Origin of the sequence: Methylobacterium sp. Leaf93 (assembly GCF_001422345.1) — a bacterium.
Taxonomy (GTDB): Bacteria; Pseudomonadota; Alphaproteobacteria; order Rhizobiales; family Beijerinckiaceae; genus Methylobacterium; species Methylobacterium bullatum.
The window spans coordinates 75,936-96,462 of record NZ_LMMS01000012.1 but is presented as its reverse complement, the minus strand read 5'-3'; the positions used below and the strand labels follow the sequence as shown (position 1 = coordinate 96,462).

Genomic DNA, 20,527 nt, shown 5'->3' with positions numbered 1-20,527 from the left:
GGTCAAGACGCTTCCCACTGCCAGAACACAGATCCCGTAAACTCGAACACCCGCTCCCCGCGCTGGTTCTGCGCGGTGTTGTGGTGGGTAGCGACGCCCCAGCCGGGGCGCGAGGTCGATTCGCGCTTGTCGAGCAGGGTGCAGGCGTAGGCGATCGTGTCGCCCGCATAGACCGGGGCGAGCCAGCGCATGTCGCGAAAGCCCGGTGAGGGGCCGAGCTGTGGCACCGGGCCATCCCGCTCCGTCCGTTCGATGTCCCGCTGGCGGGTGATGTGCAGGCGCTTCATCCAGACCGCCGCCGTGTGCCAGCCGGAGGCGCAGAGCGCGCCGAAATGGGTCTTTCGGGCGGCGTCCGCATCGAGATGGAAGGCCTGCGGGTCGTAGTCCCTGGCGAAGGCGATGATCGCCTCCGGGGTGAAGACGTGGCGGCCGAGATCGCGGATCGTGCCGAGCTTCGCCTGCTTGAGGAAGAGCAGCGTCTCCGCGTCGTCGCCTTCGCTCACCTCGACTGGGTCTCCGGGCGTCACCGCGCGGGGCGGCAGGGGATCGGCCCCGCGCCGGGCGAACATGACGGTAAACGCCTGGGTCATTACCGACTCGTCGCGCCCGTTCACGACCGTGAGCGTGAAGCGGACGAAACCGCGATCCGGCTTGGAGTTCGACGCCCGGCACTCCTCCACCTTGGTGACGATCCGCAGCGCGTCACCCGGCAGGACGGGGCGGAGCCAGCGCAGCTGCGAAATGCCGGGCGAGCCCATGGAGGTGGCGCCGCGAAAGACATGGGCCTGGAGCAGGCGCATGCCGAACCCGGCCGTCTGCCAGCCGGAACCGATCAGTTGGCCCGCCAGCGTCGCCTTCGCGGCCTCCTCGTCGAGATGGAACGGCTGCGGATCGAACTCCCTCGCGAAGGCGACGATCTCGTCGCGGGTGACCACGAGCGGGCCACCCTCGATCACGTCGCCGGGGGTGAAATCCTCGAAGGTGATGCCGGTCATTGAGCCTCTTGTCTTCGGGTCGAAGAGTTTCGGGTCGAAGAGTTTCGGGTCGAAGGATGGCGCTGCGCTAGCTACAGGGGCGGCCCGCCTCTCGCCGCTTGCGGGGAGAGGATCACAAGCACCTTGTCGTGCTTGTGATGAGCGGAGCGAGGGTGAGGGGGCCGGTCCGGAGGAGGTTTACGCGGACGAGCCCCCTCACCCCCGGCTGCCGCCTCGCCGCGCCGACGACAAGGTCGTCGCGGCCCTCTCCCCACGCGCGGGGAGAGGGGATGTGCGCCCTCGGTTCCGCGGAGGTGAGGAAGTATTCGCTCCTCAATTGGCGAAGCGGAAATGCAGCACGTCGCCGTCCTGCACCACGTATTCCTTGCCCTCGAGGCGGAACTTGCCGGCTTCCTTGGCGCCGCTCTCGCCCTTCAGGGCGGTGTAGTCGGCGAAGGCGATGGTCTCGGCCCGGATGAAGCCCTTCTCGAAATCCGTATGGATCACGCCGGCGGCGGCAGGCGCCCGGGTGCCCTTCTCGATGGTCCAGGCGCGCGCCTCCTTTGGGCCCACGGTGAAGTAGGTGATGAGGCCAAGAAGCTCGTAGCCGGCGCGGATGACCCGGTTGAGGCCCGGCTCCACGAGCCCCACCGCTTCGAGGAAATCGCCCTGGTCGGCGAGCGGCATCACGGCAATTTCGCTCTCGATCTTGGCCGAGACCACCACCGCGCGCGCGCCCTCGGCCTTGGCCTGGGCGATCACCGCCTCGGAATAAGCGTTGCCTTTGTCGGCATCGCCTTCGTCCACGTTGCAGACATAAAGGACTGGTTTGGCCGTCATCAGCCCGAGAGTCTGGAACAGCTTTTCCTCCTCCGGCTTGCGGCTCACCAGACGGGCGGGCTTGCCCTCGCGCAGCAGCGGCAATGCCCGCTGGACGAGGTCGAGCATCTCCTTGGCTTCCTTGTCGGCGCCCTTGGCCTTCTTCTCCAGGGCGAAGAGGCGCTTCTCGAGGCTGTCGAGATCGGCGAGCATGAGCTCGGTCTCGATGGTCTCGATATCCGCTTTGGGGTCGACCTTGCCCTCCACATGGGTCACGTCACCATCGGTGAAGCAGCGCACCACATGGGCGATGGCATCGACCTCGCGGATATTGGCGAGGAACTGGTTGCCGAGCCCCTCCCCCTTCGAGGCGCCGCGCACGAGGCCGGCAATGTCGACGAAGGTCAGCCGCGTCGGGATGATCTCCTTCGACGTGGCGATCCGCGCCAAGTCATCGAGGCGCGGGTCCGGCACCGCCACCTCGCCGACATTCGGCTCGATGGTGCAGAACGGATAGTTCGCCGCCTGTGCCGCCGCCGTCTGCGTCAGCGCGTTGAAGAGGGTCGACTTGCCGACGTTCGGCAGGCCGACGATGCCGCATTTGAAGCCCATGATCGCGTGTCCGTCAGGTGAGTGCCAGCGTAGCGCTGGCGTGAGGCGTGAACGGGTTGATGACCCGAACCGTGTCGAGGATCTGTCCATCGGACAGGTCTTCGGACACGAAAGATTTGCACCCGGCCTGGATGGCCGATGCGATGGCCAGGCTGTCCCACCAGGAGAGGCGATACTGCATCTCCATCGCGATCGCCGTGCGGTGGGTCTGCGTATCCAGCGCTGCCGTGCAAGCAGGATAGAGGGTCGCCAGATAAGCGGCGGCGGCGCTCGGCGTCACGAGTTTACGCTTGTGCACCAGGACGGCGTAGCACTCGTTGAGGATTTGCGGACTGATCACGAGCCGGCGTTGACCGAATGCCAGTTTGATCAGGCGCACACTCGTCGCCCGCCTGTCAGCCGCCGCCGGATCCATGGCGTAGACCAGCAGGTTCGTATCGAAGAACAGCCGGTCGGTCATAGAGCTCCTCGCGCCTGGGCAGGTTTTCGGACACGCCCGACCAGCCGGGACCGTCGAGAAAGGCGCTCAAGGCGGCCAACTGATCCGCGACCTCGGGTGTCCTGCGGTCGGCCAAGGCCTGGCTCACGAAACGCGACAGGCTTTGCCCGCGCTTCGCCGCCTCGACCCGTGCCCACGCGAAAAGGTCTTCCTCGAGCGTGATGGTGAGGTTCTTCATGATGTCCACCTCCAGGACCGGAGATATCGTGTTCCCGTGTTTTCGTGTCAATCACGGCCGGTGGCCGCCGCGTTGACCTGCTTGACGTCGTCCCAGCCCCGGCCCGCCATTGCGAGGTGGACCTTGTTCTGGAAGCTCGCATCCTCGCCCTGGGCCAGCAGGGGAGCGTGATCCGCCACGGCGCGGCAGAGATCCTCGACCCAGGCCCGCTCACCCTTGCCGAAATCGTTCAGCACGTAGGCATGGACCAGGGCCTTGTCGCCCGGATGACCGATGCCGAGACGGACGCGCCGGTAATCGTTGCCGCATTGGGCGGTGATCGAGCGCAGGCCGTTATGCCCGGCATTGCCGCCACCGAGCTTCACCCGGAGCTTGGCCGGCGCGAGGTCGAGTTCGTCATGCAGGACGATGACGTTGGCGATGGCGATCTTGTAGAAGCGCTGGGCTTCCGAAACCGAGCGGCCGGATTCGTTCATGAAGGTCTGCGGCTTCAGCAGGACGACCCGTTCGGTGCCCAGGGTGGCCTCGGTCACCTCGCCCTGGAACTTGCGCCGCCATGGCCCCGCGCGGTGGACGCGCGCCATCTCGTCGAGGGCGAGAAAACCAATATTGTGGCGGTTACCCGCATAGCGGGCCCCTGGATTGCCGAGCCCGACGATCAGGCGCATGGCATCATCTCCAAGACGATTTCGTCACCCACACGGACGACGAAGAGGCGACGTCAAACGAAAAGGTGCCCCGACCTCGCGGCCGGAGCACCCGTGGACGAAGACGAGACCGGGGCGCGAAGCCCCAGGGCCTCAATCCTCCTTCTTGTCTTCCTCAGCCTCGGCGGCCTCTTCGGCCTCAGCCTCGGCCTTCTCTTCGGCAGCTTCGGTCGACTGCGCCTCGGCGATCGCGGCCTCTTCGGCCTCGACCTCGGCGCCGAGCACGGTCGGCGGCACGACGTTGGCGACGACGGCCTCGGCCTCGCCGGTGAAGGTCGTGTTGGCCGGTAGCGTCACGGCTTCGATGTGGATCGAATCGCCGATCTGGAGACCGGTAAGATCGACCTCGACCGCGTCGGGGATCGCGTCTGCAGGCACTTCGAGCGAGAGCGTGTGCAGAACGACGTTCAAGGTACCGCCATTCTTCTTGATGCCGGGGGCCTCATCCTCATTGATGAAGTGCACGGGCACTTCGACGGTGAGGTTCTGACCGGCAACGACACGCAGGAAGTCGACATGCAGCGGCACGCCGGTCACCGGATCGAGCTGGAAGTCGCGCGGGATCGCGCGGGTCTTGCGGCCGCCGGCATTGATCTCGAACAGCGTGGTCTTGAAACCGCCGGCGTAGATCAAGGTCCGGGTGCGGACGAGGTCGATGGCGATGGATTGCGGAGCCTGGCCACCACCATAGATGACGGCGGGAACGTTGCCCTGGCGACGAACTTCCCGGGCGGCCCCCTTGCCGACCCGGTCGCGTGCCACGGCCTCAAGCGGCTTTACTGCGCTCATGGCGTGATCCTTCAAACAAAACAGAAAAAAGCCGCGCAACGCCAAAGGCCGCCCGAAACGGACGGCCCTCACCGATCCACGACGCGCCCGTGCCTCCAAGGGTGTCTGGCGGGCGCGTGTGGTGAATACCGGCAAGGGCCGCGAAACGCAATAAGCGCCGCGACGCGTTTGCGGAGAATGCCCGGCATCCCACCAAGGCGGCGTTCATCATCTGGAAGGTCGGCTCCCTCCTTGAACTGACAAGCGAAGACTTCGTTCATCCGCTCCGCCGAGGATCGTACCCCGTGTGGCGAGAGACTCATCGATGACGCAGCCGGTCCTCTGGGCGCTGGGAGTCACTTCCCTTGCGGTGACGGTCAGCCTGACCCTGGTCACGCGCTTCGAGAATGCCTCCCGCCCTCGCGACCGCGGCGATGCGGTCCTCAACCTCGACAGCGCGAGCCTCGGCGGGACGAACCCGACGCGTTTCGCGCCCAACTCCGTCATTCTGGCGGCCGATTCCCTCGGGCATTTCTCCACCGAGGTCGACGTGGCGGGGCGCAGCCTGAGAATGCTGGTGGATACCGGGGCGAGCATCTGCGCCTTCAGCTACGAGGACGCGCAGCGCTTGGGGCTCCATGTCTACGAGCGCGACTTCAACCGTCGCGTCGACACCGCCAACGGCTCCGTCTCCGTCGCGACCGTACGGATTCCGGTGATGCGGGTCGGGACGATCGGCATCCGCGACGTCGAGGCCGTGATCCTGCCCAAGGGGCGTCTCGGCAAAAGCCTCCTTGGCATGTCGTTCCTGCGGCGTCTCGACGATTTCAAGATGTCCGACGGCCGGTTGACGCTGCGCGGCTGACGCTGCCTTGACCTCGCGCCGGCCTACTTCTGGCCGCCCCCGGCCGTGGCCAGGTTGCGGCGGGCATCGGCCTGTCCGCTCACGTCTCCGAAATACTTCGTCGCGTCGCCGAGTTGCATCGATGGCATGCAGTTCGGGGTGCAGGAATAGGATTCGCGGTCGAGGCCGCGCTGGACCGTGACGATTGATCCCTGCGCGGCCTGCACGCTGATGGTGGTTTCGGCGAGCATCGCGCCGGAGGCGTCGAGGGCGATGAGGTTGGTGGAGCCGAAGCTCTTGCCGGTGAGGATGACGATCCCGTTCCGCTGAAGGGCGACATCCGCCACGAGGGGGTTGCCGACGATGACCGTCTGCGTCCGCTCGGGCAGGCGAATGACCTTGGCGTTGTCGACGCTCACCGCCACGATGGCCGGCGCCGTCTCCGCGTGAGCAGGCGTCGCACCAAGGGCGAGGAAGGTCGCGATCCCGATCGTCCTTACCCGTTGCGTCCAGGGTGACTCTGTCGGCATCGCTGGATGGCCCATGGCTCAGATACTCTCGGCTAAGCGGGTTTCGCAGAAGTGGCCCCCGGTTCTGCGATAAAAACCTACGACACATCTAAAGAGCTGAGCAGAATGAGGCGTTCGCTCGCCAACGCGAACCTGCTTAGACCCGCGAGTTTCCGGCTAAGCACCCCATGCGGACCGGCCAGCCTCTCTTCGTCAGGAGAGTGTTAGGCACGTGGTGGTGAATGAAGCGCTAAAGCCGTTCCGGCTCGCGTGTTGCCGCGTCTGCCAGTGCAGTCTTTGCTGCTTAATTCGGGTTCATGTCGCCATCGCGAAGATCGTAAGATCAGATGTTTCAGGGACGCCAGGCGGAACTTGTATTCCTTGAGAATTGTAAAAACACATCCTCTTCGTTAATTTTTTCTTTACCACAGGATAATCGAGGGGCGTTCGACGCTATTTGCCGGGCTGATTTAACCTAATCGCAAGACGAAATAGGCCATCTTGTCTTCAGTCGCCGATCGAAACAAAACGACGTTCGATGGCAACTTTGCAAGACAACCAATCGGGGACTACTGTTATGTCGAGCATCTTCAAGCGTTTCGCCGCCGATGAATCCGGCGCTACGGCCATCGAATACGGCCTCATCGCTTCTCTCGTCGCCGTGGCTATCATTACTGGACTTACCACCCTTTCGACCGACCTTAAGAACGCCTTTACCAAGGTTGGTGCGAGCTTGGCCAAGTAAGCGAGGCTGAAAGGCTTTGCAGGGCCGTCGGTTGAGAAATTATTTGGCAGTCATGTTTTAACCAACTGTGCCTTGGTAAATTAGGTGCCCTGCCGGACGGTCTTTTTAGATCGTCCGGCGTAGCCATTTGCACTTCGTTGGCATCGTTGAGTCCGACGCCCATGGTCATGGCCTTACTCACTTTGTTAATAACGGCGACCTGACCGGTTTCGGATGACCGGAACCCGCCGGGCGTGTTTTTCGGCCCAGACCGAGGCTGTTCCCATGGCAAGCATCGCGCTGCTCATCGTGTTTCCGTTCCTGATGGCCTATGCGGCCATCCGCGACTTGTTGACCATGCTGATCCCGAACACGGTGTCTGTTCTCCTCCTGGCAGGCTTCGCTCTTTTCGCATTCGCGACGGGATTATGGGGGTGGGATCTGGTGAGCCATCTCGGCGCCGGGGCAGTGACGCTGGCCGTTACCTTCACCCTCTTCGCATTCGGAAAAATTGGCGGAGGCGATGCCAAACTCGCTGCCGCCACGGCAGTGTGGATCGGGTTCGACCAACTGGCGCAATACCTGGTCGTCGCTTCGCTTGCCGGTGGCGCGCTCTCCTTGGCGATCCTCGTCGCGCGGGCGCATCCCTTGCCGTCACTCGTCAGTCGCCTTCCCTTCGCCCTCCACCTTCACGATGCGAAGACCGGAGTGCCCTACGGGATCGCCCTCTCCCTCGGCGCGCTCATCGTGATTCCGGAAACGATGACCTGGGCAAGAATGATGGCATCGTGAGCCCGGATGCACGTAGCCAGTGAACTTGCCGAGCCGGGTCCGACGCTTGTCGAACCCGGTGAATTATCGACCTGACCTATCGTGGGCCGAACAAGATTCGCATGCGTTAGTTTTTGTTAACCGTAATTTGAGGAATCCCGGCGAAGCCTGAACGGCGACGGCAGCAGGCCGTCCTGTCAGGTTTGAACACGGCGATGAAACCAGCCCGCCTTGCCGTCATCGCCATCGCCCTCGCCGCCGGTTCGGGCGCCGCCTTTCTGATGAGCGGCAGCGATGCGCCGCCCCCGGTCCAGGCCGTGGTCGAGGCGCCCCCTCCTCCCCCGCTCCCCGTCACGGATGTCTTGGTGGCCGCCGCCGACCTGCCGATGGGGCAGAACATCCAGGCCGCCGACCTTCGCTGGCAGCCCTGGCCGGACCAGGCCATCACCGCCGGCTACATCACGCGCACGGCCTCGCCCAACGGCATGGACACCATCGTCGGCTCGATCGTCCGCACCGCGTTCCTCGCGGGTGAGCCGATCCGCCCGCAGAAGCTCGCGCGGTCCGACGGCGGCTTCATGGCCGCGATCCTGCCCTCCGGCATGCGCGCGGTCGCCATCGTAACCGATACGCGCGGGTCGAGTTCGGCCGGCGGCTTCATCCTTCCCAACGACCATGTCGACGTCATCCGGACCTATCGCGACGAAGACGCCTCGCGTTCCGGGGGCGGCGAAGTCCAGATTTCGGAGACGCTGCTCACCGACATCCGCGTGCTCGCCGTCGGCCAGATCGTTCAGGAGCGGAACGGGACCAACGTCGTCACCGGCGAGACCGCGACCCTCGCTCTGACACCCGCCCAAGCCGAGACCGTCACCCTGGCCCAGAAGGTCGGACAACTCTCCCTCTCCCTGCGCAGCCTCATGGATGCCGGCCGGACCGTGGATGCCCCACCGGAGACTCACCAGGATACGGCCCTGACGGTCGTCCGCTTCGGCGTCGCCAAACAACAACCGCGTCGCTGAGATGCCGAACCGCGCGATGATGAAGGATTCTCAGATGACCACGAGACACCGGGTCCGCGTGGGCAGCCTGTCCGTTCTCGCGACCCTCGCCGGCCTGGTCCTCGCCGCCGCCACCGCCGTGGCGGCGCCGCGGGACGGGTTCACGGCCGCCCCGATCGTCGATGTCGGCGGCAACGAATCCGGGACCTCGCGTCGCGTCGAGCTGACGACCGGGCGCTCCCTGGTGATCGACCTGCCGCGCGACGCCAAGGAGGTTTTCGTCGCCAATCCGAAGGTAGCCAACGCCGTCGTGCGCTCGACCCGCAAGGTCTTCGTCATCGGCATGGAGGATGGCGCGACCTCGATCTTCATCATGGACGCGGAAGGCCGCCAGATCACCGCCCTCGACGTCACCGTGGCGCGGGACCTCAAGCTCGGAACTCTGCGGCAGATCCTGCTTCAGAGCATTGCGGGCGGGCGGTTCGACATCCGGACCGCCGGCGACTCGCTGATCCTGTCGGGCTTCGTCGGCTCGGCGGCCGAGTCGGCCCAGGCCATGGACATCGCGACCGCCTTCGTCGGCCAGGCCAGCGGAGCCCCGGGCGGAGCCGGGGCCCGGGGCGCCGTCATCAACAACCTCACCATCCGGGGCAAGGATCAGGTGATGCTCCGCGTTACCGTCGTGGAGGTGGCCCGCACCGTGCTGAAGCAGTTCGGCGTCAATCTCAGCGGCAACTGGTCCGGCCTCAACCTCGCGAACGTCGCGCCCTTCGGCCTCAATGGCGGCCAATTCCCGAACGGGAACGAGATCAAGGCGACGATCAACGGAGGCGGCGGGGCGAGTGTCTCGGCCACCCTGCGGGCCTTCGAACAGGCCGGCGTCTCACGCATTCTCGCCGAGCCGACGCTCACCGCGATCTCGGGGGAATCCGCGAAGTTCACCGCCGGCGGGGAGATTCCCGTGCCCGCCTCGCAGAACTGCACGGGCGGCGTCTGCTCCATCGGCATCGCGTTCAAGACCTATGGCGTGACCCTGAACTTCACCCCCGTGGTGATGGCGGAGAACCGCATCTCGGTGCGCGTCGCCACGGAGGTCTCCGAGATCGACCAGACCAACTCCTTCACCTTCACCCAGGGCGATTCTGCCGTCTCTGTGCCCGCCTTCACTCTGCGGAAGACCGAGACCACCGTCGAACTCGCCTCCGGCGGGACCATGATGACCGCCGGCCTGATCCAGCAGCGCAACAAGGCCGCCGTCAGCGGTCTACCCGGCCTCGTGAACCTGCCCATCCTCGGTGCCCTGTTCCGCTCGCGCGACTACCAGCGGCAGGAGACCGAACTCATGATCATGGTCACGCCCTACATCGCCAAGGCGATGGAGGCGAAGCAGGTCGTGCGGCCGGATGACGGCTTCATCGATGCCCAGGACGGTCAGGGCATCCTGCTCGGCCGCCTGAACCGGGTCTACGGCTCGGGCGGCGCTGCGCCGCTGGGCGCGAATTACCGTGGCCGCGTCGGCTTCATCACGGACTGACGCGACGCCACGATCTTGCAGGACGAAGCGGCCCAGGCACCATCAGGACCCGATCTCCATGTCATTCTCCCCCTTCCGCTCGCCCCTCGCGGTCGTCGCGTCGATCGCCCTGGCCACCGCTTTGGGCGCATGCCGCGCCGACCGCGCCGAGACCACCGGCTCGCTCTATCCGACCGACTACCGCGCCCGTCATCCCATCGTGCTCGCAGACGCGACGCGGTCCCTGGACGTCTTCGTCACCGGGACCGGCCATGTCGATCCGCGACAGCGTGCCGATATCGAAGCCTTCTTGCTGGAATTCCGCCGCTACGGGCGCGGCACCCTCATCCTCGACATGCCGCGCGGGGTCTCGCCGTCGCAGGGCGCCGCCGTGGAGCGGACCGGGGCGGCGATCCGCAGGCTCGGCGCCGACAACGGAATTGGCGGACGGCAGATGATCGTCACCGGCTACGCGGTGGCGGACCCGTTCCTCGCCGCTCCGCTCCGCCTCAGCTTCCAGCGCATGGAGGCGAAGGTCGCCAGCCAATGCGGCGTCTGGCCCCAGGATCTCGGCGTCGGAAGCCCGGCTTTCTCCGCGCGCAACGAGACCCATTGGAACCTCGGCTGCGCCATGCAGGCCAATGTGGCGAGCCAGGTGGCCGATCCGGTCGATCTCGTTCGCGGCCGGCCGGAAGGTCGCATCGACTCGATTCGGCGCACCGTCGACATCAATAAGCTGCGCGAGGGCAAGGATCCATCAACCGTATGGCGTCAGGATGGGAAGACGTCGGTGAAGGCGGCCATCGATAACTGATCGGCGCGTCCCCTCCCGTCGTTCGACACAGCTTCGGCCCTCGTTGTCACCCAAAGCCCGGACCCCGCCCCATGCCTGACTTCAACGAGTCACCCGAGCGCGTCATCGCTCCGGTGCCGCGGATCACGATCCAGGCATTCTGCGAGACGGGCGAGACGGCCGCGTCGATCGAGGCAGCGGGAAGCGACAGGCGGCTACAGAAGGCTCAGATCAAGATCCAGATGGGCGGCGGCCCCGCCGCCGTCGAGGCGTTCCGTCACGCGCCCACGCCCAACGTGGTCATCATCGAGACGCAGAGCGCCAAGTCGCGCCCCCTCGAGATCCTCGATTCCCTGGCGGAGGTCTGTGACGAGGGGACGAAGGTCGTCGTCATCGGCCACGTGAACGACGTGCAGCTCTACCGCCAGTTCATACAACGCGGTGTGAGCGAGTATCTCATGGCGCCGGTGGAGCCGATCGTCCTGATCCAGGCCCTGTCCGACCTGTTCACGGCGCCCGGCGCCAAGCCGGTCGGCCGCACCATCGCGGTCGTCGGCGCCAAGGGCGGTGTGGGCTCCTCCACCATCGCCCACAACCTGGCATGGACCGTGGCGCGCGAGCACGGAATGGCGACGGTCATCGCCGATCTCGACATCGCCTTCGGTACGGCGAGCCTTAACTTCAACCAGGATCCGCCGCAGGGGATCGCGGAGGCGGTCTTCGCGCCCGAGCGCCTCGATTCCAACCTCCTCGACCGCCTGCTCTCGAAATGCAGCGACAACCTCTCGCTGCTCTCCGCGCCGGCCACCCTCGAACGGACCACGGACCTCACCGAGCCGTCCTTCGACAACCTGATCGACCTCCTGCGCGCCGCCGTGCCCTGCGTAGTCCTCGATGTGCCCCATACCTGGTCGGCCTGGACCCGGCGCCTGCTGATCTCGTCCGATGAGATCATCGTCGTCGCCCAGCCGGAGCTCGCCTCCCTGCGCAATCTCAAGAACCTGCTGACCCTGCTGCAGCAGAACCGGCCCAACGACGCCCGGCCGCGCATCGTCCTCAACAGCGTCGGCGTGCCGAAGCGCCCCGAGATCTCCGCCGGTGAGTTCGCCAAGGCCCTGGACGCCACGCTGACGGCGGCGATCCCCTACGATCCGGCCCTGTTCGGCACGGCGGCCAACAACGGTCAGATGATTGCGGAGGTCCAGGCGGGCGCCAAGGCCTCGGACGTGTTCTCGGAGCTCGCCGCGCGCATGATCGGGCGTTCCGAGACGCGTCGTGTCCGCGGGAACCTGTTCGAACCTCTCCTGTCGCGGCTGTCCCGACGCAAGGCGTCGTGATGGCGGCGCGCTGCGTGGAGACCCGTCATGTTCGGTAGGAGGAGCCCGGCCTCGGAGATCCCGAAGGCGGTCGCGGTTCCGTCCGCGACAAAGCTGCAGGTTCCGCTTCCCGTCCTTGACGACCAGCCGGGCGTGGCGACGACCCCGCTGGTGGAACGGCTCGTCCCCGTCCGCGAGGCGGTGAAGTCGGAGGATTACTTCCGCACCAAGAGCATGATCTTCGGTGCGCTGATCGAGGCCATCGACCTGGCGCAGCTCTCTCGCCTCGACGTCGAATCGGCGCGCGAGGAGATCCGCGACATCGTCTCGGAGATCATCGGCCTCAAGAACATCGTCCTGTCCATCGCCGAGCAGGAGGAACTCCTCGACGACATCTGCAACGATGTCCTCGGCTACGGGCCTCTCGAGCCGCTTCTGGCCCGCGACGACATCGCCGACATCATGGTCAACGGCGCCAACCGGGCCTTCATCGAGGTCGGGGGCAAGATTCAACTGACCAATGTGCGCTTCCGCGACAACCAGCAGCTGATGAACATCTGCCAGCGCATCGTCAGCCAGGTCGGCCGGCGCGTCGACGAATCCTCGCCGATCTGCGACGCGCGCCTGCCCGACGGGTCCCGCGTCAACATCATCGCGCCGCCGCTCGCCATCGATGGCCCGGTCCTCACCATCCGCAAGTTCAAGAAGGACAAGCTCACCCTCGACCAACTCGTGACCTTCGGGGCGATCTCGCCCGAAGGGGCCCGCATCCTGCAGATTATCGGCCGCGTCCGCTGCAACGTGGTGATTTCGGGCGGTACGGGGTCCGGCAAGACCACCCTGCTGAACTGCCTGACGCGCTACATCGACGAGGACGAGCGGATCATCACCTGCGAGGACGCGGCCGAGCTGCAGCTGCAGCAGGCCCACGTCGTCCGCCTCGAGACTCGGCCCGCGAACATGGAAGGATCGGGGCAGGTCACCATGCGCGACCTCGTGAGGAACTGCCTGCGCATGCGGCCGGAGCGGATCATCGTCGGCGAGGTGCGCGGCCCGGAGGCGTTCGACCTGCTGCAGGCCATGAATACAGGCCATGACGGCTCGATGGGCACCCTCCACGCCAACTCGCCGCGCGAGGCGCTGGCTCGTATCGAATCGATGATCACCATGGGTGGGTTCAGCCTGCCCTCGCGGACCCTGCGGGAGATGATCGTCGGGTCGATCGACATCATCGTCCAGGCGACGCGCCTGCGCGACGGTTCGCGCCGCATCACCCACATCACCGAGGTGATGGGGCTCGAGGGCGACGTCATCATCACCCAGGACCTCTTCGTCTACGATGTGCTCGGCGAGGACGCGAACGGCAGGCTGGTCGGGCGCCATCGCTCCACCGGCATCGGCCGTCCGCGCTTCTGGGAGCGCGCACGCTATTACGGTGAGGAGAAGGCCCTGGCCGCCGCCCTCGATGCGGCGGCCGACAGCGCCGGCAACCCATGAACGCGCTGCAGATGCCCCTCGCCGTCGGGCTCGCGGCGGTGGCGGCCGGGGCCATCGCCTATGTGGTGCTGACCCCCCTCCTGTCGGGGGAGAACCGTGCGGCCAAGCGCATGCGAGCGGTCAGCGTGGTGACGTCTTCCGGCAGTCGCGCGGTCACGGCCAGCCGGCGCGAGCAGGTGGCCAGGAGCCTGAAGGAAGTCGAAGCCAAGCGCGGCGGAACGAAGGTCACGCTCGAACTCAGGATTGCCCGGGCCGGCCTGGATTGGACGAAGCAGAAGTTCCGCCTCGTCTCCGTGCTCATGGCCGTCGTCACCGGCCTCTTCGTCTTCGTCCTGACCTCGCACAAGCTCGCGACCCTGGCGGCCCTGTTCGCCGGTGGGTTCGGCCTGCCCCTGTGGATGCTGAGCGTCCTGCGCAAGCGGCGCATCGCCGCCTTCATCGCCGAACTGCCCACCGCCATCGACATCATCACCCGCGGCGTGCGCGCCGGCATCCCGGTGGGCGACTGTTTCCGCATCATCGCGCGGGAAGCCGAGGAGCCAATTCGCGGTGAGTTCCGCCAGGTGGTGGAATCCCAGACCCTGGGTCTCAGCCTCGGCGATGCCATGGTGCGGATGTACGAGCGGGTGCCCGTCTCCGACGTCAACTTCTTCGCCATCGTCATCGGCATCCAGGGCCGGTCCGGCGGTAATCTCTCGGAAGCCCTGAGCAACCTCTCCAAGGTCTTGCGCGAGCGCAAGAAGATGGCCGGGAAGATCCAGGCCATGAGCATGGAGGCCAAGGCCTCGGGCGGCATCATCGCGGCCCTGCCCTTCATCGTGGCGGTGCTGACCTACCTGTCGAGCCCGGCTTACGTCTCGCTGCTCTGGACGACGGATACCGGCAAGATGGCCCTCGTCGCCTCCGCGATCTGGATGTCGATCGGGGTCTTCGTGATGAAGAAGATGATCAGCTTCGAGGTCTGACCGCCCATGTTGTCCCTCATCGGCGAAAAGCTCATCGATCCGCGCTTCATCGGCATGGTTCTGGCCGGGGTGGCGGCCGCGGCGACGGCCTTCGCCCTGCTGCAGCCGCTTCTGGAGCCCGACAAGCTCAACAAGCGCATGAAGCTGATCGGCGACGAGCGCGAGGAGTTGCGCCGCCGCGAGCGTGACAGGCTCAACAATCGATCCACCCTGCGTGTGGCGCCGAAAGCGTACATGAAGCGGGTCGTGGACCAATTCAACCTGAGCCGCTGGCTCGGCACCGATACCGCCCGGCGGCAATTGATCATGGCCGGATACCGCTCGCCGGGCGCGGAGACCGGGTTCCTGTTCTTTCGCATGATCACCCCGATCGCGGTCGGACTGGCGGCGGTCTTCTATCTGTTCGTCCTGAAGGTGCTGGACTACTCCGTCACCGTTCGTCTCATGATGGTCATCGCGGCCCTGCTGCTCGGCATCAAGGGACCGGAACTCTACCTGCTCAATGCCACGAAGAAGCGTCAGGCCGAGATCCAGGCGGCCTGGCCCGATGCCCTCGACCTCGCCCTGATCTGCGTCGAATCCGGGATGTCGGTGGAGCACGCCATCCGCCGGGTCAGTATCGAGACCGTGACCCAGTCGGTCGCGCTGGCGGAGGAACTCGCCGTCACGGCGGCGGAACTGTCCTACCTGCCCGATCGACGCATGGCGTTCGAGAACCTCGGCAACCGTGTGGGCCTCGATGCCGTCAAGGCGGTCACCACCGCCTTGATCCAGGCCGAGCGCTACGGCACGCCCGTGGGCCAGGCCCTTCGCGTGCTGTCGCAGGAGAGTCGCGATCACCGCATGAACGCCGCCGAGAAGAAGGCCGCCGCCCTGCCGCCGAAACTGACCGTGCCGATGATTCTATTCTTCCTGCCGGTGCTGTTCGTCGTGATCCTGACCCCGGCGATCATCCAGATCTACCGCTGAGGCGGCGCTCAGCCCCGCGGCATCTCGCCGGCAAGCGAGCGGCCGGAGGATCTGGGGGCTTTCTGCGCCCGGGCCTGGGCATTCATCGCCCGCAGGGAGGCGGCGTTAGCGGCTGCCTCCTCCGGGGTCAGGTCGCCCCGGGTCAGTTCCTCCGCCTCCGCGAGCTTGCCCCTCAGCCCTAGGACCAGAGCGAGGTTCTGGCGCACCCGCGCATCCGCGCGCGGCTGGGCCACGGCGTTGCGCATCACGGTCTCCGCCTGATCGAGCTGCCTCGCCAGAGCGTAGGAGAGGCCGAGATTGGACAGGACGGTGGGATCGTCCGGCTGGATCTTCAGCGCGGCCTCGTAGAAGCCCTGTGCGCGAATATGGTCGCCCATCTGGTCGGCCACCGCGCCCTGGGCGGACAGCACGCGCCAGTCCGGCCGGGCCGGGGTATGGGCGTTCTGGAGCACTTCGGCGGCCTCGGTGAAACGTCCGACCTCCGCCAGGGCCTTGCCGTAGGCCGCCAGCACGGCCGAGTTCTTGGCGTTGCGCAGGGCCGTCTGCTGCAGCACGGCCACGGCCTGCGGCTTCTGGTTCGTCGCCTTCAGCGCCTGCGCATAACGCAGGGCAAGGCCGACATCGTTCTGATCGGCATTGTATTTCTGGCCGAGGGCGTCAACGTCGCGCAGGGTCACCACCTCGCGGCCCGGCGCGCGGCCTAGCGTCTTGAGGGAGAGCCCGCCGATCGAGCCGGTGGTCTCCGGTGAGCCCGATTGGCAGCCGCTCGCCAGGAGGCCGAGCAGCGTCACGCCGGCGAGACGCAGCGGTAGCGACATTCCCGTCCGGGCCGGCCGCGATGACGAGGGCTGGTTTGAACGCAACGACACCATGACGTGCTCCGCACGAGCCTGCCGGTCGACGCTTCACGCTGCCGGTCGTGCGGTGATAGACCGTTAACCCTAATCACCGGTTAACCCCACTTTCAGGGCGTCCAGGGGTCTGCCGGCCGCGCCACGCAATGCCCCCGAGATCCGACCCTGCCCCATCTCAGCCCCGACGATCCCGCCGCCCTCCCGATCATCTGCATCCGGGACGAGGACTGGAGCAGTTTCGAAGCGGAACTCGGCGCGAGGCACAGGGCCTTCGCCAAGGCGACCGACTTTCAGCCGAAAGCCGGGCGTGTGGCGCTGCTTCCCGCCGAGGATGGCAGCGTGGATCGGGTCCTGTTCGGCCTCGGGGACGGAGCCGATCCGTTCCTGGTCGGCAAGCTGCCCGCGCTGCTGCCCCCCGGAACCTACCGGCTCGAACCCCGGCCATCCCTCGACGGGCAGGCCGCTTCCCTGGCCTGGCTGCTCGGAAGCTATCGCTTCACGCGCTACCGCAAGCCGCAGCCGAAGGCCCCCGACCTCGTGAGTCCGGAGGGTGTCGATGCCGCCGAGATCCGCCGGATCTCCGAGGCGGTCGCCCTCGGGCGCGACCTCGTCAATACGCCCTCCAACGACCTCGGCCCCGATGAGATCGAGGCCGTTGCCCGAGCCCTGGCCGAGAGCCACGGTGCGGCGATCTCCGTGACCGAAGGCTCGGAGCTCGCTCGCGACTTCCCCCTCGTCCACGCGGTCGGCGCGGCCTCCCCCCGCGCGCCCCGTCTCATCGACATGATCTGGGGAGACGCGGACGCTCCGAAAGTGACCCTCGTCGGCAAGGGCGTGGTGTTCGACACGGGCGGCCTGGACATCAAGCCGTCGAGCGGCATGCTGCTGATGAAGAAGGACATGGGCGGTTCCGCCGCCGCCCTCGCCGCCGCCGCGATGATCATGGGCTCCGGCCTGAACCTGCGCCTGCGCGTCATCGTTCCCACCGTCGAGAACGCCATCGCCGGCAACGCGTTCAGGCCCGGCGACGTGTTCCGGAGTCGCGCCGGGCTGACGGTGGAGATTGGCAATACCGATGCCGAGGGGCGCCTGATCCTCGCCGACGCCCTCGCTTTGGCCGATGAGGAGAAGCCCGATCTCCTCATCGATTTCGCCACCCTCACCGGAGCGGCGCGGGTCGCGCTGGGGCCGGATCTCCCGGCCTTCTTCACCGAAGACGACGCCCTGGCCTCGGCCGTCTACGATGCGGGACAGGTCGCCGTCGATCCGGTCTGGCGGCTGCCGCTCCACAAGCCCTATGCGAGCCTGCTCGATTCCAAGGTCGCGGACCTCAACAACGTCTCCGGCGGCCCCTTCGCGGGGGCGATCACCGCCGCTCTGTTCCTGCGGCGGTTCGCACCGGGCACGCGGGCGCATGTGCATTTCGACCTGTACGGCTGGAACCCGTCGACCAAGCCCGGCAGGCCGGAAGGCGGCGAGGTCCAGACCGCCCGCCTCGTCTATGCCCTCCTGAAGGAGCGCTATCCGGCCCGGTAGCGAGGGGGGCTCAGGCGGCGAGCTGCGCCTTTTCGGCGATATAGGCGACGCGCACCATGTCCTTGCCGTAGGTCCGCTCCAGGCGGCGCACGGTGAAATGGGCGCGGGCCATGGCCTGGAAGTGGTTCATGAAGGCGGTGTTCACGGCCGCCCCCCCTACCGCGCCGAGGATCGGCACGGCCTGCGCCGCGACCTTCTGCGAGACCACGAGGCCGAACCGCGCCGCGATCTGCGTGGAGAAGCGGATCAGGGCCGGGGCCGCCTCGTCGAGCAGGGCACGGTTGCCGGCATAGCGCGCCGCTTCCGACATGGTCTTGGCCAGTGCGGCGCGCACCGCGAAATACCCGCTCTCCGTCAGCGCGGTCTCGGCACCGCTACGTCCACCCAGCGCGAAGACCTGGACGCAGGCCAGGGCGTTTTCCGGGTCCGACAGGTCTTCGCCCTCTTCCCGCGCAATCTGCGCGATGGAGCGCAGCATGAGCGTGGTTGAGACCGGCAGTTCTACCGGCAGGGTCGCGATGCCGAAGGCGCCGCCCACGGCGCCGGACAGGGCCGCCATCGCCTTGTGACCGAAATCGCCGGTGGGAAGGAAGCGCGCGAAGCGCTCGCCCGCCGTGGTGGCCGCCGGCACGGGGAGGTCGTCGAGCGCCGGCACGGCGGTCGCCCCGGCGGCCGAGGCCGGGACGATGGTCTTCTCGGCCTCCGGCAGGGTCGCGAGGGCGACGCGCAGGGCCGTCCGCATGGCCCCTTCCGTGGCGCGCGACACCGCGTCGGTCACGGGCGCCGGAAGGCTGCGGCTGATCATGTCGAGGGGAGCCCCCGCCACCGCGGACAAGCGCGCGGCGAGGCCGGGCGTCTCCAGCGTGCGGACGGCACGTACGAGCGCGGCGCGGTCGGCATCGTTGAGGTCCGGGCCGGCCGACGCTTCGGCCGGGGTGGGGCGGGTGTCGTCGACGAGGGAAATGTTGCTCACGTCTGCGGTCTCATCCGTGTTACGGGCGCCGGCGCGCCGGGCCGATCGCTGGAAGCAAGCGTGAGGCCCGCGGGATGGTTCCCGCTCACCGTCTCGGTGTCGCCCGAGGCGGCGGTCTCGGCGGCGGCGCGGGCTGCGCTGCGCTCGCCGGCGCGTCCGACGAAGAAGCACAGGATCACCACCGGGATGCCCACGGCCGCCGTTAAGGCGAAGAAGACCGGGTACCCGTAGCTGGCGACCATGAAGCCGGACGTGCCTGCCACGAGCTTTCCCGGCAGGGCGTAGAGCGACGAGAACAGCGCGTATTGCGTGGCCGCGAAGCCCGGCGCCGTGAGGCTCGACATGTAGGCGATGAGCGCCATTCCGGCGAAGGAGCCGCAGAAATTGTCGATGGAGATCGCGGCGGTCAGGCGCCACACCTCCGGCCCGCCATAGGACAGCCACGAGAAGGAGAGGTTGGAGGCCGCGCCCAGGAATGCGCCGGCGACGAGGGTGGGGAACAGCCCGAACCGGGTCATCGCCCAGCCGCCGACGAAGGCGCCGGCGATGCCGACCCAGATGCCGTAGAGCTTCGACACCGCGCCGATCTCGGAAAGGGTGAACCCGATCTGCCGGTAGAGCGGGCTCGCCATCACGCCGGAGATGAAATCCGGCATGCGGTAGAAGGCGACCAGGATGAGGATCGCCCAAAGGCCCGGGCCGAGGCGGGTATGGAGTTCGGTGAGGGGTTCGAGTACGGCGGCGCGGAACGACCAGGTCTTTGCCGGTGCGCCGGCCGGCTGCGCCGATGCGGCGTCCAAAGCCTCGGCGTGCTCCCTGTCGAAGGCGGGAGCGAGGAGCGCGGCGATCATGCCGACGCCCATGAGCCCGGCCATGCTGAAATAGGCCACCGACCATCCGGCCCAGTCGGCGATGAACAGGGCGCCCGCCCCGGCGCACATGAGTGCCAGCCGGTATCCGAGGTTCGATGTGGCCGCCATGACGCCCTGGAGATCGGTGCCCGCGGCATCGATGCGCCATCCGTCGATGACGACGTCCTGCGTCGCGGCGCAGATCGCCACGAGGAAGGCACCGAGGCCGAGAAGGACGAGGCTGCTCGCCGGGTTGGCCGTGGCCATGAGTGAGAGCGCGAGGGCGACGGCGACCTGAGTGGCGATCATCCACGAGCGCCGGCGGCCGATGCGTGCGCTCAGGACGGGAACGTCGAAACGGTCGATGAGCGGCGCCCAGAGGAATTTGAGAGTGTAGGGCAGTGCCAGATAGCTGAAGAGGCCGATCGCCTTGATGTCCACGTCGGAATAGGCGAGCCGCGTGGAGAAGGTGCCGAGCACGAGCAGCAGCGGCAGGCCGGACGAGAAGCCCAGGGCCAGCATCAGGACGATGCGGGGATCCTCGAAAATATCCCGCAAGGCGAGCTTGGTGCTCACCTTTCCCGATACCGCTGGACTCTGAGCCATTCGTGGAACTCCTGAAGGCTTATGACTCTTTAGGGTCGGCTGTCATGTTCGCCGGACGCCGGTTCGTCGAAGGGGTCGACACGACGCTGTACGGCCTGTGCCGCCTCGCATGACTGGAATGAAGAATGGTAACCAGGAACTTAATGAACGCGCATACTTTGTAGATAGCTATTGGCTCGCAATGAGACATATTCCTTGCCGGTGAGTCGACGTAACGAGGCGATGTCCTCCCGATCTATTTGCCGAGG

The 20,527-nt window shown here is 66.7% G+C and carries 21 protein-coding genes; 11 read left to right on the top strand and 10 right to left on the bottom strand.

Annotation, left to right across the window (positions count from 1 at the left end):
* Window positions 1-2: 2 nt before the first annotated feature.
* The 6 genes from ASF26_RS09070 to ASF26_RS09040 form a co-directional block, all read right to left on the bottom strand.
* Entirely contained in the window at window positions 3-995 is a 993-nt protein-coding gene (locus ASF26_RS09070; RefSeq protein ID WP_056252460.1) for a MaoC family dehydratase, read from the bottom strand.
* A gap of 312 nt (window positions 996-1,307) precedes the next feature.
* Window positions 1,308-2,405 (bottom strand): redox-regulated ATPase YchF, encoded by a 1,098-nt coding sequence (gene ychF, locus ASF26_RS09060; protein WP_056252454.1) that lies wholly within the window; start codon window positions 2,403-2,405, stop codon window positions 1,308-1,310.
* Window positions 2,406-2,418: 13 nt separating this feature from the next.
* The gene (locus ASF26_RS09055; RefSeq protein ID WP_082473145.1) at window positions 2,419-2,865 is read right to left on the bottom strand and encodes a PIN domain-containing protein; all 447 of its coding nucleotides are present in this window, start codon (window positions 2,863-2,865) and stop codon (window positions 2,419-2,421) included.
* Window positions 2,801-3,082: a hypothetical protein gene (locus ASF26_RS09050; protein ID WP_051074372.1), complete on the bottom strand. Its 282-nt coding sequence runs from the start codon at window positions 3,080-3,082 to the stop codon at window positions 2,801-2,803. The genes ASF26_RS09055 and ASF26_RS09050 overlap by 65 nt, the downstream gene beginning before the upstream one ends.
* A gap of 47 nt (window positions 3,083-3,129) precedes the next feature.
* Window positions 3,130-3,750: an aminoacyl-tRNA hydrolase gene (gene pth / locus ASF26_RS09045; RefSeq protein ID WP_056252452.1), complete on the bottom strand. Its 621-nt coding sequence runs from the start codon at window positions 3,748-3,750 to the stop codon at window positions 3,130-3,132.
* Between the two features lie 132 nt (window positions 3,751-3,882).
* Window positions 3,883-4,578, bottom strand: coding sequence for a 50S ribosomal protein L25/general stress protein Ctc (locus tag ASF26_RS09040; RefSeq protein WP_056252449.1), 696 nt, complete (start codon window positions 4,576-4,578; stop codon window positions 3,883-3,885).
* 304 nt (window positions 4,579-4,882) lie between these two features.
* Here ASF26_RS09040 and ASF26_RS09035 point away from each other — a divergent pair, with 304 nt between their 5' ends.
* Window positions 4,883-5,422: a TIGR02281 family clan AA aspartic protease gene (locus ASF26_RS09035; RefSeq protein WP_056252447.1), complete on the top strand. Its 540-nt coding sequence runs from the start codon at window positions 4,883-4,885 to the stop codon at window positions 5,420-5,422.
* 23 nt (window positions 5,423-5,445) lie between these two features.
* Here ASF26_RS09035 and ASF26_RS09030 read toward each other — a convergent pair whose 3' ends face one another.
* On the bottom strand, window positions 5,446-5,931 hold the full coding sequence (locus ASF26_RS09030) for a pilus assembly protein N-terminal domain-containing protein (protein ID WP_244475876.1): 486 nt from the start codon (window positions 5,929-5,931) through the stop codon (window positions 5,446-5,448).
* A 556-nt stretch (window positions 5,932-6,487) separates the two neighbouring features.
* Here ASF26_RS09030 and ASF26_RS09025 point away from each other — a divergent pair.
* From ASF26_RS09025 to ASF26_RS08985, 9 genes are all read left to right on the top strand, one after another.
* Window positions 6,488-6,655, top strand: coding sequence for a Flp family type IVb pilin (locus ASF26_RS09025; RefSeq protein ID WP_082477585.1), 168 nt, complete (start codon window positions 6,488-6,490; stop codon window positions 6,653-6,655).
* Between the two features lie 264 nt (window positions 6,656-6,919).
* On the top strand, window positions 6,920-7,426 hold the full coding sequence (locus ASF26_RS09020; RefSeq protein ID WP_056252441.1) for a prepilin peptidase: 507 nt from the start codon (window positions 6,920-6,922) through the stop codon (window positions 7,424-7,426).
* Between the two features lie 194 nt (window positions 7,427-7,620).
* Entirely contained in the window at window positions 7,621-8,427 is an 807-nt protein-coding gene (gene cpaB / locus ASF26_RS09015; RefSeq protein ID WP_056252438.1) for a Flp pilus assembly protein CpaB, read from the top strand.
* Window positions 8,428-8,461: 34 nt separating this feature from the next.
* Entirely contained in the window at window positions 8,462-9,940 is a 1,479-nt protein-coding gene (locus tag ASF26_RS09010; protein WP_056253287.1) for a type II and III secretion system protein family protein, read from the top strand.
* Between the two features lie 58 nt (window positions 9,941-9,998).
* Complete coding sequence (locus tag ASF26_RS09005) at window positions 9,999-10,733, top strand: CpaD family pilus assembly protein (RefSeq protein WP_056252436.1); 735 nt, start codon at window positions 9,999-10,001, stop codon at window positions 10,731-10,733.
* A gap of 71 nt (window positions 10,734-10,804) precedes the next feature.
* Window positions 10,805-12,049: an AAA family ATPase gene (locus ASF26_RS09000; protein WP_056252432.1), complete on the top strand. Its 1,245-nt coding sequence runs from the start codon at window positions 10,805-10,807 to the stop codon at window positions 12,047-12,049.
* Window positions 12,050-12,076: 27 nt separating this feature from the next.
* Window positions 12,077-13,525 (top strand): CpaF family protein, encoded by a 1,449-nt coding sequence (locus tag ASF26_RS08995; RefSeq protein WP_056252428.1) that lies wholly within the window; start codon window positions 12,077-12,079, stop codon window positions 13,523-13,525.
* The gene (locus ASF26_RS08990) at window positions 13,522-14,490 is read left to right on the top strand and encodes a type II secretion system F family protein (RefSeq protein ID WP_056252425.1); all 969 of its coding nucleotides are present in this window, start codon (window positions 13,522-13,524) and stop codon (window positions 14,488-14,490) included. The genes ASF26_RS08995 and ASF26_RS08990 overlap by 4 nt, the downstream gene beginning before the upstream one ends.
* A gap of 6 nt (window positions 14,491-14,496) precedes the next feature.
* A complete protein-coding gene (locus tag ASF26_RS08985) occupies window positions 14,497-15,459 on the top strand; it encodes a type II secretion system F family protein (protein ID WP_018042740.1) in 963 nt (320 codons plus the stop codon).
* An 8-nt stretch (window positions 15,460-15,467) separates the two neighbouring features.
* Here the strand turns inward: ASF26_RS08985 and ASF26_RS08980 are convergent, their stop codons facing one another.
* Window positions 15,468-16,277, bottom strand: a complete 810-nt coding sequence (locus ASF26_RS08980) for a tetratricopeptide repeat protein (RefSeq protein WP_082477567.1) — start codon at window positions 16,275-16,277, stop codon at window positions 15,468-15,470.
* Window positions 16,278-16,526: 249 nt separating this feature from the next.
* Between ASF26_RS08980 and ASF26_RS08975 the strand changes: the two genes are divergently transcribed.
* Window positions 16,527-17,849 carry a leucyl aminopeptidase family protein gene (locus ASF26_RS08975; protein WP_244475895.1) on the top strand — a complete coding sequence of 441 codons (1,323 nt, stop codon included), beginning with the start codon at window positions 16,527-16,529 and terminating at the stop codon, window positions 17,847-17,849.
* A gap of 10 nt (window positions 17,850-17,859) precedes the next feature.
* Here ASF26_RS08975 and ASF26_RS08970 read toward each other — a convergent pair whose 3' ends face one another.
* Together ASF26_RS08970 and ASF26_RS08965 are read right to left on the bottom strand one after the other, a co-directional pair.
* Complete coding sequence (locus ASF26_RS08970; protein ID WP_056252413.1) at window positions 17,860-18,822, bottom strand: EcsC family protein; 963 nt, start codon at window positions 18,820-18,822, stop codon at window positions 17,860-17,862.
* On the bottom strand, window positions 18,819-20,279 hold the full coding sequence (locus ASF26_RS08965; protein WP_056252410.1) for an AmpG family muropeptide MFS transporter: 1,461 nt from the start codon (window positions 20,277-20,279) through the stop codon (window positions 18,819-18,821). The genes ASF26_RS08970 and ASF26_RS08965 overlap by 4 nt, the downstream gene beginning before the upstream one ends.
* Window positions 20,280-20,527 lie beyond the last annotated feature (248 nt).

Bases quoted from the DNA above. Each gene is read 5' to 3' on its own strand.
- ASF26_RS09070 (WP_056252460.1), bottom strand. From the start codon at position 995: ATGACCGGCATCACCTTCGAGGATTTCACCCCCGGCGACGTGATCGAG.
- ychF (WP_056252454.1), bottom strand. From the start codon at position 2,405: ATGGGCTTCAAATGCGGCATCGTCGGCCTGCCGAACGTCGGCAAGTCG.
- ASF26_RS09055 (WP_082473145.1), bottom strand. From the start codon at position 2,865: ATGACCGACCGGCTGTTCTTCGATACGAACCTGCTGGTCTACGCCATG.
- ASF26_RS09050 (WP_051074372.1), bottom strand. From the start codon at position 3,082: ATGAAGAACCTCACCATCACGCTCGAGGAAGACCTTTTCGCGTGGGCA.
- pth (WP_056252452.1), bottom strand. From the start codon at position 3,750: ATGCGCCTGATCGTCGGGCTCGGCAATCCAGGGGCCCGCTATGCGGGT.
- ASF26_RS09040 (WP_056252449.1), bottom strand. From the start codon at position 4,578: ATGAGCGCAGTAAAGCCGCTTGAGGCCGTGGCACGCGACCGGGTCGGC.
- ASF26_RS09035 (WP_056252447.1), top strand. From the start codon at position 4,883: ATGACGCAGCCGGTCCTCTGGGCGCTGGGAGTCACTTCCCTTGCGGTG.
- ASF26_RS09030 (WP_244475876.1), bottom strand. From the start codon at position 5,931: ATGCCGACAGAGTCACCCTGGACGCAACGGGTAAGGACGATCGGGATC.
- ASF26_RS09025 (WP_082477585.1), top strand. From the start codon at position 6,488: ATGTCGAGCATCTTCAAGCGTTTCGCCGCCGATGAATCCGGCGCTACG.
- ASF26_RS09020 (WP_056252441.1), top strand. From the start codon at position 6,920: ATGGCAAGCATCGCGCTGCTCATCGTGTTTCCGTTCCTGATGGCCTAT.
- cpaB (WP_056252438.1), top strand. From the start codon at position 7,621: ATGAAACCAGCCCGCCTTGCCGTCATCGCCATCGCCCTCGCCGCCGGT.
- ASF26_RS09010 (WP_056253287.1), top strand. From the start codon at position 8,462: ATGACCACGAGACACCGGGTCCGCGTGGGCAGCCTGTCCGTTCTCGCG.
- ASF26_RS09005 (WP_056252436.1), top strand. From the start codon at position 9,999: ATGTCATTCTCCCCCTTCCGCTCGCCCCTCGCGGTCGTCGCGTCGATC.
- ASF26_RS09000 (WP_056252432.1), top strand. From the start codon at position 10,805: ATGCCTGACTTCAACGAGTCACCCGAGCGCGTCATCGCTCCGGTGCCG.
- ASF26_RS08995 (WP_056252428.1), top strand. From the start codon at position 12,077: ATGTTCGGTAGGAGGAGCCCGGCCTCGGAGATCCCGAAGGCGGTCGCG.
- ASF26_RS08990 (WP_056252425.1), top strand. From the start codon at position 13,522: ATGAACGCGCTGCAGATGCCCCTCGCCGTCGGGCTCGCGGCGGTGGCG.
- ASF26_RS08985 (WP_018042740.1), top strand. From the start codon at position 14,497: ATGTTGTCCCTCATCGGCGAAAAGCTCATCGATCCGCGCTTCATCGGC.
- ASF26_RS08980 (WP_082477567.1), bottom strand. From the start codon at position 16,277: ATGTCGCTACCGCTGCGTCTCGCCGGCGTGACGCTGCTCGGCCTCCTG.
- ASF26_RS08965 (WP_056252410.1), bottom strand. From the start codon at position 20,279: ATGGCTCAGAGTCCAGCGGTATCGGGAAAGGTGAGCACCAAGCTCGCC.